This window comes from uncultured Nostoc sp., from assembly GCF_964245575.1.
Lineage (GTDB): Bacteria > Cyanobacteriota > Cyanobacteriia > Cyanobacteriales > Nostocaceae > Nostoc.
The window spans coordinates 1-12,048 of record NZ_CAXTNP010000011.1 but is presented as its reverse complement, the minus strand read 5'-3'; the positions used below and the strand labels follow the sequence as shown (position 1 = coordinate 12,048).

Genomic DNA, 12,048 nt, shown 5'->3' with positions numbered 1-12,048 from the left:
AAAACTAAAAGTGAAGCAACCCACAAATATTTGGCTAAATCTTGATCCTTTTTCATTGCAATTACGCCTAACCATTGGTATTGCTACATTTTCAACTTTAATATTAGGTAGTTTTGCTGCATGGACTAGTTGGAAAATGCAGCAAATTTTGATTGATAGTCGTAAGCATAATATAGAAGAAATCACTGAGCGCTTGCCGCGTGATGTACAACTTTACAGTGAAATGATGCAACCGGAAACTGGATTGCAAAAAGCTATAAATAACTTAGCAAATACCAACCTATTTTTATGGTTAAAAAGTCCTAATCATAAAATTTTAATAAAATCAGCTACTTTGGATTTGTTATCTAACTCTACGGTGACTGAGTTAATGTCCCTTAGTAATATGCAGATTAAACCACAAATTTACAAAGTTAATCAAAGGTACTTTGTTATCAGTAGTGGTCTTTTGCAAGTGCAGGGTAAGTATCTGGGTAAGCTATTTGTAGCGCATGATATTACTCGTGAACAGACAATGTTCATGGCAATGCTGCAAAATTTGAATATTAGCTGTATTTTGGCAATTATTGTAATAATAACGATAAGTGCATTTTATATTAGACGTTCTCTACAACCACTGCGCCAGCTAAGTCAGATGACTTCTGTCATTTCTATAGAAGATTTAGGACAAGCACAACTATATGTTGATAATGCACCCAGCGAAGTAAAAGAATTAGCCCAAACTTTAAGCATGTTGTTATCGCGCCTCTCGCAATCTTGGGAGCAAGAACGAGAATTTGTGAGTAATGTTTCTCACGAATTACGTACACCATTAACCATTGTACATGGTTATTTACGAAGCGTGTTGCGACGGCAGAATAACTTAACCGAAATCCAACAAGAAGCTTTAGAAACTGCTGCTTCCGAAGCCGAGCGTACCATTCGCTTGCTACAAGATTTACTTGATTTAGCACGAGCAGATAGTGGCTATTTGAATTTTCAGATGAAATCTTATGTGTTGAATGACTTAGTTGAAGAAGTCGTGGTGATGGCGCAAAAATATAGCGATCGCTTAATTACAATCGAGTCAACAACTTATCCCATCGAAGTTAAAATAGATTACAGCCGTTTTAAACAAATATTGCTCAATTTGATTGATAACGCTATTAAGTATTCTGAAGCTAATACGCCTATACTTTTAAAGTTAAATCAGTTTCATAACAAAGCAATTATTCAAGTTTGTGACAAAGGTTATGGTATTCCTTTACAACACCAAACACGTATTTTCGAGCGATTTTACCGCGTAGATGAATCCCGCTCTCATGCTACTGGCGGTTGTGGTTTGGGTTTATCCATTGTTAAAACACTTGTAGAGGGTATGGGTGGTAGTGTATCTGTGCAATCAAAATTAGGAGAAGGGAGTGTGTTTACCATCACTCTACTTACATAGCTAGTCATAGTCAGGTTAAAGTAAACACTTTGATTATCACCCTGTCCACTTTAAAATCATAAATATGACAGCAAATATCCTCTTGGTTGAAGATGAAGTTAAACTGGCACGATTTGTTGAACTAGAACTAAGTAGCGAAGGTTACAATATAAGCGTGGCACATGATGGCATCGCTGGTTTAACGTTAGCACGGGAGTTATCGCCAGATTTAGTCATTCTTGATTGGATGCTTCCAGGGCTGTCAGGTTTGGAAATCTGTCGTCGGTTGCGGGCAACTGGTATCTCCATACCAGTAATTTTACTGACAGCAAAAGATGAAGTTAATGATCGCGTGGCAGGTTTGGATGCAGGAGCTGATGATTATGTAGTCAAACCATTTAGTATAGAGGAACTGCTAGCTAGAATCCGCGCTCATCTACGCCGCACTCAAGAAACAGATCAAGATATTTTTCAGTTTAAAGACTTAAGTTTAAATCACCGGACTCGCCAAGTTTACCGGGGTAAGAGGGCAATTGAGTTAACAGCTAAAGAGTTCGACTTATTGGAATATATACTTTCACATCCCCGTCAGGTATTTACTAAAGACCAAATTCTACAAAAAGTTTGGGGTTACGACTTTATGGGTAATTCCAATATCATCGAAGTATACATCCGCTACTTGCGCCTAAAACTAGAGGAAAATAATGAAAAACGCTTGATTCATACGGTGCGTGGTGTAGGCTATGTACTTCGGGAATAGTCAAAATCAAAACATTTTATTTTTATTCATATCCTTAGGTTAATATCATTTCTTCTTGCAGGAATGATATTAACCTAAGGATTTATTTGATGAAATCAATTTCTACACCAAAATACCAATTCGTAATACTCTACGTAATTAAGAAAGTCAGATTACATCAGGCTAGGTTTTCACCATTTGTATCTATAGTCTTATTAGTCTTATTTTGCAGAATTGATATAAGATATGTGCAAGAAAAGTCAATACGTTTGGGTTAAGCCCCAAATCCAATGCAAGAGACCTTGCAATTGCTAGTCTCTACATACTAAAATCAATACTAAAAATCCTTAAGCCAAGCGTATTGCAATAAAAGTCAGTCTTAAGGGCGATAAAATTGCGAATAAAAACAAATTTCGAGCAATGTTGGATTGTACGCTGTTTTGCAGCAGTACTGCTTTTCGGTCAAGTGTGGCTACATTTTCTCCAAGGAAAAACCTACTATCGTAAGATTCTGCAACATCTGGTGACTGCTGGGCCAGATTCTATCTCTCCAGTTCTCCTTGTCAGTGGTTTTGCAGGAATGATTTTTACTCTTCAGATGGCAAGAGAATTAATCCGATTTGGAGCTGTCAATGCTGTGGGAGGTACTTTTGCCTTAGCTTTTTGTAAAGAATTGGCTCCAATTTTGACCGCTAGTATTATGGCTGCACAAGTAGGTTCTGCTTTTGCAGCAGAAATAGGTGCAATGCAAATCACAGAGCAAATTGATGCACTTTATATGCTCAAAACTGATCCAATTGATTATCTAGTAGTTCCTAGAGTAATTGCTTGTAGTTTAATGATGCCTTTGATGACGATTTTGGCTTTAGTTACGGGCATCTTCGGCGGAGTTTTTGCCGCATCATACTTTTACAAAATTTTTCCCGAAACATTTTTAGAATCAGTCAGAAATTTTTTAGAACCGTCAGATTTGTTTATTATTTTGCTAAAAGGGTTTATTTTTGGTGTGCTGGTTGCTGTTATTGGCTGTAGTTGGGGATTAACTACTAAGGGGGGAGCAAAGGAAGTAGGAGAATCGGCAACAAAAGCAGTGGTTACTAGTTGGATATCAATTTTTGTCATGGATCTTTTACTCTCTGTACTGCTGTTTGAACAGCCTGCATTTTGAAACCAATAGGACTAGCCCTTTCAAGGTGACTGGTAAAATCTCTTTTTTTCTCTCTGCACCGCGCCAGTTGCTACCCTGCCTTAACGCTAAGAGCGAACAAGTCTCTTAACCGCAAGGGTGCACTGGCTTCTTTGCGTCTGGGCAGTTTAAAAGCATTTTATTTAACCTTATTAGACACAGAGAACACAGAGTTAAGAGGTTAAAAAGAGTTTATTGAGCATTAGCGAAAGTTAAGAATATATTAACTTGTAGATTAGCGCACCCAAGGCCAAACCGGTCAATGAAAAGGTAGACGCAGTTAAAAAGGCTAGCCCTTCCCTAAGACCTGCTGTTTGAAAGTCTATCTTGACTAATATAGTTGCCGAAACGATCAGCAAAGTATCAAGAAATACCCGAAACCAGGCAATCATAATAAAGAACAAGAAAGCTGCTAAAACGGCAACGGCGAAAGACCTTGTATTTGATTTAAGCAAAATACTGAAGTAATATGTCATTTTCGACCAAGGAATGGTCAACGTTACTATTAAAAGCAAGATAGCAACGACAGTCGCCAGCCACACAGACACAGAAGCGCGTGTTTCAGATATTACCCAGCCCAAAGTACTGTAACTAAGCAGTACTAACGCCAGGGACACCCAAGGAACTCTTTGCAAAATTGACATGGGTTAATTTCCTAGTACAGGGTCAACAAGAGGAAAAGGGGCAGGGAGCTCTTAGCTGGGGGGAAATCTTCATACATAAATGTATTGGCTCTGAAAGTTTGGACGTATTATTTCTCGTGTTACACATCTCGAAACAAATATTTTTACTTTTGGGCATAAATAAATTTAGGGCTGCTGAAACCCTTGTGGCAGGTCAATTACAGTATCTTTCCCCCTGCTCCCCTGCCTCTTAGGGCAAGGTCTTATTCAATTATTGAATCTTATAACTATTGACTAATAGCTAAACAATCATTTTCTCCCCACCAAGCGTAGATGGGCGTGTCGCGGTCTGCTAAAGCGCCAAAAGTATTAGGTTGCAACACATTTATGCTAATGCCATTTGTTAATTCCACAACATAATTAACATGTGTGCCCAAATACATAACATTGACAACCCGTCCTTCAAAGCAGTTAGTTGGCAAATTGGGTGGATAAAGCGAAAGCTGTATTTTTTCTGGCCGCACGCAGACTACCACTGCTTGTGATAATTCAGATGGTGTATCTTCAGCGCGGCTAATGACAATTGAGAGTCCCATTTTTGTCGAAATTTTAACATTAGAAGAGTCTACCGCTACAATTTCACCGCTAAATAAATTAGTATCACCAATAAAATCAGCAACAAAGGATGTGCAAGGACGTTCGTAGATTTGGCTGGGAGTGCCAACTTGTTCAATTTTGCCTTGGTTCATCACGGCAATGCGATCGCTCAAAGACAATGCTTCTTCTTGGTCGTGTGTCACCATCACAAAGGTCAATCCCAAGTCTTTGTGTAAATTTGATAACTCCACCTGCATTTCTTTACGTAGTTTTAAATCTAACGCCCCTAAAGGTTCATCCAGTAATACGACGGTGGGGTGATTGACTAGGGCCCTTGCTAAGGCGACACGTTGTTGTTGACCACCAGAAAGTTGATTGGGAAAGCGCGATCGCAAACTATCCATTTTCACTTTTCTTAAAGCTTCTTCGACTCTAGCTTCAATTTCCGATTTGGGAATTTTTTTTAACCGCAGTCCAAAGGCGATGTTATTCCAGACATTCAGGTGGTTAAATAGAGCATAACTTTGGAATACAGTATTGACGGGTCGGCGGTAAGGCGGCACATTAGTCATAGATTTACCCTGAATCAACACCTTGCCAGCGTCAGCGATTTCAAAGCCAGCAATTAAGCGCAGTGTTGTTGTTTTACCACAACCGGAGGGGCCTAAAATACTAAAAAATTCTCCCTGTCTGATATCCAAATCTATTCCATGTACTGCTGGTTCTTGGTTAAAAAACTTGAATACATTACGCAGTTCAACATCAAGTGGCTGAAAAGTTGTTATCCCCCTTTGATTCTGCATGACAATTTGAGCCATAATTCTCAGTAGAATGCCGTGATATTACCTGATTTTGTCAGTAGTCTATTGGGCAGACTAGATTTGACACTTTGGTTTATTGTATCCGCCAAAAACAATTGTTCAAGAATATACTCACCCGATTCTTTTATACTCAGTATTTGGCATGAGTTTAGGGTAATTGTATACAGATAATACCGCTATTGGAATCATTATTTGTCTTATGTCTTTATTCCCATCAATTGGCAGCAAAAAAGATACACGTACCGTTGGACGTGGTTTCCAATCAATATTTTTAATCGTATTTACTGTATTAATGACTGCTGGTATTGAGGCTCGTTTGGCATATTTGCAAATTGTTGAAGGGCCAAAACTTCGAGAACGAGCCGAAGCAAACCGAATTCGGATGATTCTTAAACAACCAGAACGGGGAAATATTTTTGACCGCAACGGTAAACTTTTAGCCACTACTCGCTATCCTAGCTCTGTATATTTGTGGCCGATGGCACATACTAAGCCTTCTTGGTCTGTAGTCGGCCCGCGTCTAGGGCAAATTCTCAACATTCCCCAAGATGAAATGGAAAAGAAATTAGAACAAGCAGGTGCTAATTCTTCTTCACTCATCCGAGTTGCCCGCGATCTAAATGAAGCACAAATCACGGCATTAAAGGAGTATAAAAATGAACTCCCGGAAGTGGAAATTAATACAGATTCTGTACGTTATTATCCCCACGGTAAAGAATTGGCGCATGTACTAGGTTATACACGAGAGTTAACCGCCGACCAGCTAAAGGACAAGAAGCAGCAAGGCTACCGACTTGGAGATGTAATCGGTCAGATGGGGGTGGAAAAGGCTTATGAGAAAGCTCTACGGGGTGAATGGGGCGGTCAGCAGGTAGAAGTGGATGGTGCTGGTAGACCAATCCGGGTTTTGGGGGAGAAACAGGCAAAAGCTGGTAACGATTTGCACCTGACTATAGATTTGGATGTGCAAAAGGCAGCAGAAAAAGCTTTGGGAAATCACCGAGGTGCGATCGCAGCAATTGATCCGAATAACGGCGCCGTTTTAGCACTTGTATCTTACCCTACCTTTGACCCGAATATTTTCTCTAAACAAAAACTCTCCCAGAAAGATTGGGAAAGCCTGCAAGGTAAAGATCATCCCTTGGTCAATCGTGCCCTGAGTGCCTTTCCACCCGCCAGTACTTTCAAAATTGTCACCACGACAGCCGGGTTGGAATCAGGTAAATTTTCTCCTGATTCAATATTACAGACCTTTGGTTCTCTTACCGTTGGTGGGGTGACATTTGGTGAGTGGAACCACGCCGGATTTGGGCCATTAGGATTTCCCAGAGCGATCGCTATGAGTAGTGATACTTTCTTCTATCAAGTTGGTAGAAAAGTCGGTGGCCCAACTTTAATCGAATGGAGTCGCAAATACGGGTTTGGTCAAAGAACTGGCATTGAATTTCCCAACGAAGAATCAAAAGGTTTGGTTCCAGATGAAACATGGAAGCAGAGAATTTTGAAAACACCTTGGACTGTAGGCGACACCATTAATATGTCAATTGGTCAAGGTGCTTTGCAAGTCACACCCCTGCAATCGGCGATTATGTTTTCTGTCCCTGCTAATGGTGGGTATCGAGTTCAGCCGCATTTGCTCAAAGACAACGAAGAAGCAAAAAGTTGGCGAGAATCCTTAAATATGAAGCCGACAACTATCAAAGTTCTCCGCGATGGACTGCGGAAGGTAGTGAGTGAGGGTACTGGTAAGCGCTTGGACGTGCCCACAATTGCCCCAGCGTCTGGCAAGAGTGGCACTGCTGAAGCTGGTGTTGGTCGCCCAAATCATACTTGGTTTGGTGCTTATGCCCCCAGTAATAAGCCAGAAATTGTGGTTGTGGCGTTTGGCGAAAATACTGGCGAACATGGCGGTACTATTTGCGGCCCGATGGTTTTACAAGTGCTAGAAGCTTATTTTCAGCATAAGTATCCAGGTAAGTATCAAAAACCTCAGCTTGACCCATCAGAAGCTAAAACTCAGAGTTCAGGACATAGCACTGGAGACTAACGCTATTCCATCACTCTGGTCAAAGAAAAATCTCAGCCAACTACAGCAGTTTTCAGATAAATAGCTGTAAGTGGTAGACGTTTTGGTAAGCCGAGGCTTGATCTGGATGATAATCAGTCAGTAGTACTGATTGCTTTTCTGCATAATTGCTACTAGATCGTCGTGACCTGTAACGCAACCATTTATATCACCTGCTGTGAAGTATATAGAATTATTAAGAATACTTGATACAAATATCAAATAACTTTATTTTCAATACCTGAGAGCGTAATACTACCTGATTTAGCGCCAAATCAATCTTTTCAAATACATAATAATTTGTGTTTGATTTATTTTACCACGCCCAAAGTTAGCACTTACTTGCACACCAAAAACCGTTGAGAGTATTAGAGAAATACAGGTACGAAAAGAATGAAAAAGCCTATAATGCTTATCGGTATGTGTGGTTTACTAACCTACATGGTAGTTGGTATGTTACCGACACAAGCTATTCCAGCATCTCAAGGAAAATGTGCATTTGATTTTGCAAGTATAACTCCCGCTAATGGTTTTCAACCAATTCCGGGATTAAGTGCCACAGTTACTAACTACGGTTCTACTACCAATGCTATTGTCCACGTAAGTGCAGACGTTGGTATAGATGATGCTGCGGAGGTACGTATATCTTACTCTATTGATGGTGGAGTTCCGCGAGAAGATACTTATGGGCCAGGTAACCTTGCCAACCATCAACAGTATTATGAAGGTCGCGCTGTAATTGCTATTGTGCCAATTCCTTCTGGAACCCACACCATTACACCTTACTGGCGCGTTAGTGGCTCTGCTGGTAAGACAGCTGTCATAGATTCACGATGTATCACGGCAGAACTGAATACTCAGTAAGCGCAGTTAGTTTTTCCAAGTTTTAATAACTTGTGACTCAGAGTAGGCGCAGGGGAATGGAAAAAAGCGGATCTTTTGTTGGAAGTCCCTAATTTTGCGTATCATTTCTCAATATCATACTATTCAGAAATGATACACAAGCAACTCCTTTATAAAAAGATAGTAATCTCTAGCTCAACTTTTATTGAGGTATCTTAGCGGGTTTCAAATTTCTGGCTTTGTAGAACATTTCCAAACTATTGCGATCGCCTACAAAACGCCAGTGCCACGGCTCATAACTCACGCCTTGAGCATTATCTTTAGGAAATGACATTTCAAAGCCAAAACGCGCTGCATTTGCTTGCAGCCACAGATAAGCCTTGGTATTGTCAAAGTTAATTTGGAGATTAGTTGCTGGTACTGCTCCGTCTCCAACATCCACAGCATAACCTGTGTGATGTTCGCTATGACCAGGAGGAGCGCTGAGGGCAGCTCGTTGTGCTGGCGTTTGATTTCGTTGGGCACCGACATCAAAAAACAACGGATCTTGGTCTTTGACTGAGCGAAAGCCAGAAAGTGGTACTAAAATTACACCTGCACTTCGCGCTGCTGCTACCATCGGCTCAAACTTTTGGGCAGCAGCTTTACGCATTCTGATGCCCCTATTTGCAGAGATGGTTACTAGTTCTGACTCAGGGGCTTCTGGGTAGGGAAAATGCCCTAACACAGTATCGCTGGAATTATTAGATGCTGTTGGAGTTGTAGGAGTAGAAGTAACTGGTAAAAGTTGAGAATCGGCGGTTTTTTTGGATGCTGTGACGAAATATAAAAAACCGCTAATTAAAGCCAGCAAGACAAATCCCACAACTCCCCCAATCAGCAAAATTCGGGGTTGCAACCAAAATTTAGGTGTTGCATCAGGGGTATCGCGTACAGCCACTGGAATATCATCACCAAGGTCATTCGATGAGTTTTGCGGTTTTCCAGAAAACCCTGCCTTATTCAAGGGTAAACTCCTGTTTTTGTGGGATAGCCATAACAGATTTTGCACTGGACAAAAGTAAACGTAACAGGTAGCATTTTACATCTGTGGTTCTTAGGCGCAATCTTGACAAACCTTTTAGAACTATACGTCAAGCTGGGAGGATTAGTCCTGGTAGGTTTTATTCTGGGACGCAAACTTCCTGTGACAGTTCCTACACGTTTGGGACAGTTTCTTTTTTGGGTGGGAGTACCCATAAGCATAGTATCGTTTTTGCATCAATCTAGCTTGTCGGGGCAAATTTGGATTGCACCTGCGATCGCTTACCTCGCCATTTTACTCGGAGCATTTTTAGCTTGGTTAGGAATTAAAGCACAAGCCTATTTTAAAAAGACTGTTCCCCAATCACCAACTCAGGCTAGCTTGATATTAGCAGCAATGTTGGGTAATACAGGTTATCTTGGCTTTCCGATTACCTTAGCAATGGTAGGCAAGGAATACTTTGCCTGGGCGTTATTTTACGATTTGCTCGGTTCATTCCCAGGAGCTTATGGCTTGGGTGTGTTACTAGCAGCGCGTTTTGGCGGTGGTATCCATAATCATTGGCAGATTGCTAGGCCGATCTTAATTAATCCTGCCCTGTGGGGTTTCGGATTTGGCTTGCTGTTTCGGCAGGTGACAATTCCCACAGTCGTGGAATTTTGCTTAGAAAAATTTGCTTGGAGTAGTGTAGCTTTATCTTTAGTGTTAATTGGAATGCGACTGGCGCTACTCAAATCTTGGCGTAGTTTACCACAAGTAGGGATGAGCTTAGGAATCAAAATGCTGCTAGTTCCCTTGATATTGGGTAGTATTTTACCACTGTTTGGAATAACTGGGGCGATCGCAAAGGTAATTGTCTTACAAATGGCCATGCCTCCAGCTTTTGCCACACTCGTAATTGCTGAGGCATTCAATCTCGATCGCGATTTGGCAGTTACAGCCCTAGCTGCTGGGGCTATACTATTGCTGCTTACTCTCCCACTTTGGCTGTGGCTATTTTGATTTGGGATTTATACAGCAATACGCTTGGGTTAAGGCTAAAACTTTTTATCAAAGTCAGTTTTTGTAACGAACCGCACAGCAAACACAGAGAAGAGAAAAATGCTTAACCCAAACGTATTGGCTTAAAACCCCAGGAAAAATTCTCTCACTTTTCTAAAGTTCTTACACTCAGCACTTGCGGTGGTGTCGAATCTGGCGGATAAATCACATCTACCTGTACTATCCGCTTAGTCGAAGGTGGAAGTACAAGCTGTACCAACGGTTCTAACACCTGACCAGTTCTGTGCCATAGATGTATGTAGCGCGTCTTTTGTTCACCTTGGTCATCGAAATAGCGTAGCCGCACTGTACCACGGAAGAAAGGAAAATCTAGGGATGGTTTACGGAAACGCAGACCACCTTGGGATAATTTATCTTCCTTCAAAGGAGTTTCTAAAGTAACAGTCACAGTCTGGTTTTGGTTAGTATTGTTGCTTAAGGGTAAGGTGAGTTTATATTCCACCCCATAATTACCATGTGCTTCATAAGCAGTATCTGGATAACGTACCAGCATTTTGGCCGTTTGGATTTGTTGAGTCCCCAATCGACCACTGAGCAATGTGTCTAAAGCATAAGAAATAGCTTTGCCACGCTGGGGAATAGTCAGATTTGGGCTTTGGGGATTATCCACCAACTTTGCTTGCCATTGGGAACCACTAGACACACCAGCTACACGCCCATAAATCAGTGCGCCACTGGTAGCATTTGGAGGAGTAGGGGTTTTATCTCGCGGCCCGGCAAAGTTCCCGGTATCTAGTAAAGCTTGCCATTCTGCAAGAGTCGGTGGGCGTTCTGTATCATCAGAATTTTTCTTGGCAAACATTGCTAAACTTGCCACATAAACTCGATCGCTACTCCGCAACCGCATAAAGCTAGAGCAACCATTCACCGGCTTTTCTAGATTTCGTACAGGAATCGGATGATTTAGTAACATCTGACTTTTTCCTGGCGGAATTATCAGTTTTGCGGGAAAATCAGCTTGTCGAACACCTCGGAGTACATCACCAACAGCGCGTAGACGCTCTTAGCGGCTTGTCACTAGACATCGCCTGGCCCTGAGTAAGCCTTACCATCGTTATTTTCTATGTAGGGGGATAAGGTGACAAAAGGCGCATCCTGCATCAAATAACTCGCTGCTTGCAATACATCCACTGTTACAGATTTTTTACCAGGGTTATACAGAATTACGCCCAGGTATAGCGTTTGTAAATCCTTGGGAGTGTGGCTGTAGTGGTGGGCGAATAAGTCAAAGCGTCCCTCCAAAGGAAAATTGAGGTGCGCTGCTGGAACTTTTTTACCGTTTGTAGGAAAGGTAGAAAGTAAAATACCCTCAGTTTTAATCCATTCTGGGCTATTGCTGTTAAAAACGGGTATTGTATTCAACTTGCCTGGTAGAGGTCGAACTTCTCCTGGTTGCACGATTTCTTGGGGTGCTGGCTGAGGTGAAGTTTGAGCGATCGCTGAATTATCTTTATGAGTTGTGCATCCAAAGGTTTGAGTTATGGCAAGTCCTAATACAAGTATGAATACAGATGATGGTAAGGGAGAGTGCATAAATTTGAGCAAAAATCAAGCTGTGGTGTTAAAGATAACAAGTTCTTACTACAAGTTCCTATAAGCGAATTTCTGAGAATGCGTAGCCATAGCCCGCCGCAGGCATCGCTGTTTGTAGCATTTGCTATTTATAGCAGGGGACTGGGG

The 12,048-nt window shown here is 41.5% G+C and carries 9 protein-coding genes and 1 pseudogene; 6 read left to right on the top strand and 4 right to left on the bottom strand.

Annotation, left to right across the window (positions count from 1 at the left end):
* Positions 1-10: 10 nt before the first annotated feature.
* The 3 genes from ACFFAP_RS02945 (at position 11) to ACFFAP_RS02935 (ending at position 3,315) form a co-directional block, all read left to right on the top strand.
* Positions 11-1,429 (top strand): sensor histidine kinase, encoded by a 1,419-nt coding sequence (locus ACFFAP_RS02945; protein ID WP_375509820.1) that lies wholly within the window; start codon positions 11-13, stop codon positions 1,427-1,429.
* A gap of 64 nt (positions 1,430-1,493) precedes the next feature.
* A complete protein-coding gene (locus tag ACFFAP_RS02940; protein ID WP_375509819.1) occupies positions 1,494-2,168 on the top strand; it encodes a response regulator transcription factor in 675 nt (224 codons plus the stop codon).
* A gap of 373 nt (positions 2,169-2,541) precedes the next feature.
* Positions 2,542-3,315, top strand: a complete 774-nt coding sequence (locus ACFFAP_RS02935; protein ID WP_375509818.1) for an MlaE family ABC transporter permease — start codon at positions 2,542-2,544, stop codon at positions 3,313-3,315.
* Positions 3,316-3,545: 230 nt separating this feature from the next.
* Here ACFFAP_RS02935 and ACFFAP_RS02930 read toward each other — a convergent pair whose 3' ends face one another.
* Positions 3,546-3,977, bottom strand: a complete 432-nt coding sequence (locus ACFFAP_RS02930) for a hypothetical protein (RefSeq protein ID WP_375509817.1) — start codon at positions 3,975-3,977, stop codon at positions 3,546-3,548.
* Between the two features lie 266 nt (positions 3,978-4,243).
* Complete coding sequence (locus ACFFAP_RS02925; RefSeq protein ID WP_375509816.1) at positions 4,244-5,371, bottom strand: ABC transporter ATP-binding protein; 1,128 nt, start codon at positions 5,369-5,371, stop codon at positions 4,244-4,246.
* Positions 5,372-5,573: 202 nt separating this feature from the next.
* Between ACFFAP_RS02925 and mrdA the strand changes: the two genes are divergently transcribed.
* Both mrdA and ACFFAP_RS02915 read left to right on the top strand, forming a co-directional pair.
* Positions 5,574-7,421 (top strand): penicillin-binding protein 2, encoded by a 1,848-nt coding sequence (mrdA, locus tag ACFFAP_RS02920; protein ID WP_375509815.1) that lies wholly within the window; start codon positions 5,574-5,576, stop codon positions 7,419-7,421.
* A 411-nt stretch (positions 7,422-7,832) separates the two neighbouring features.
* The gene (locus ACFFAP_RS02915) at positions 7,833-8,303 is read left to right on the top strand and encodes a hypothetical protein (RefSeq protein WP_375509814.1); all 471 of its coding nucleotides are present in this window, start codon (positions 7,833-7,835) and stop codon (positions 8,301-8,303) included.
* Between the two features lie 181 nt (positions 8,304-8,484).
* On the opposite strand, the gene ACFFAP_RS02910 is transcribed toward ACFFAP_RS02915, so the two are convergent.
* Positions 8,485-9,288 (bottom strand): D-alanyl-D-alanine carboxypeptidase family protein, encoded by an 804-nt coding sequence (locus ACFFAP_RS02910; RefSeq protein WP_375509813.1) that lies wholly within the window; start codon positions 9,286-9,288, stop codon positions 8,485-8,487.
* Positions 9,289-9,390: 102 nt separating this feature from the next.
* Here ACFFAP_RS02910 and ACFFAP_RS02905 point away from each other — a divergent pair, with 102 nt between their 5' ends.
* Entirely contained in the window at positions 9,391-10,308 is a 918-nt protein-coding gene (locus tag ACFFAP_RS02905; RefSeq protein ID WP_375509855.1) for an AEC family transporter, read from the top strand.
* Between the two features lie 145 nt (positions 10,309-10,453).
* Here ACFFAP_RS02905 and ACFFAP_RS02900 read toward each other — a convergent pair.
* A pseudogene (locus tag ACFFAP_RS02900) lies at positions 10,454-11,901 on the bottom strand (DUF3370 domain-containing protein).
* Positions 11,902-12,048 lie beyond the last annotated feature (147 nt).

Bases quoted from the DNA above. Each gene is read 5' to 3' on its own strand.
- ACFFAP_RS02940 (WP_375509819.1), top strand. From the start codon at position 1,494: ATGACAGCAAATATCCTCTTGGTTGAAGATGAAGTTAAACTGGCACGA.
- ACFFAP_RS02930 (WP_375509817.1), bottom strand. From the start codon at position 3,977: ATGTCAATTTTGCAAAGAGTTCCTTGGGTGTCCCTGGCGTTAGTACTG.
- ACFFAP_RS02925 (WP_375509816.1), bottom strand. From the start codon at position 5,371: ATGGCTCAAATTGTCATGCAGAATCAAAGGGGGATAACAACTTTTCAG.
- mrdA (WP_375509815.1), top strand. From the start codon at position 5,574: ATGTCTTTATTCCCATCAATTGGCAGCAAAAAAGATACACGTACCGTT.
- ACFFAP_RS02915 (WP_375509814.1), top strand. From the start codon at position 7,833: ATGAAAAAGCCTATAATGCTTATCGGTATGTGTGGTTTACTAACCTAC.